The 514-nt window shown below is 49.0% G+C and carries 2 tRNA genes and 1 rRNA gene; all 3 read right to left on the reverse strand.

Annotated features, from left to right (window positions below):
- Positions 1 to 178: 178 nt before the first annotated feature.
- Positions 179 to 254, reverse strand: a tRNA-Ala gene (locus tag AC25MA_RS25805).
- A gap of 24 nt (positions 255 to 278) precedes the next feature.
- A tRNA-Ile gene (locus tag AC25MA_RS25810) sits at positions 279 to 355 on the reverse strand.
- 86 nt (positions 356 to 441) lie between these two features.
- A 16S ribosomal RNA gene (locus tag AC25MA_RS25815) occupies positions 442 to 514 on the reverse strand; the annotation flags it as partial.

Raw genomic sequence — 514 nt, forward strand, 5'->3', positions numbered from 1 at the left:
TGCTGAGCAGAACTCACAAATTTTACCTTAGCCTGAATAACCAGCAGTGAAACTGGCATTCAGTCTATCTATCACATATCCGAATTTTTAAAGAACGATTTGACAAAAGTCAGAAATCAACATTCATCACCGAATGTTCATTTCTAAGTTCTGAGCAGTGCTGCGAAACCTGAAAGAGTGGTGGAGCCAAGCGGGATCGAACCGCTGACCTCCTGCGTGCAAGGCAGGCGCTCTCCCAGCTGAGCTATGGCCCCATTTGACCAGCCGCACCAAGTAATTGGTAGGTCTGGGCAGATTTGAACTGCCGACCTCACCCTTATCAGGGGTGCGCTCTAACCAACTGAGCTACAGACCTATAACAGGGTCGCGTTACAGCATCGTCTTTACACAATGAATCAAGCAATTCGTGTGGGAGCTCATCAGCAGGCTGATGTCTTCGATTAAGGAGGTGATCCAGCCGCAGGTTCCCCTACGGCTACCTTGTTACGACTTCACCCCAGTCATGAATCACACC

This window comes from Pseudomonas sp. P65(2024) (genome assembly GCF_057480955.1).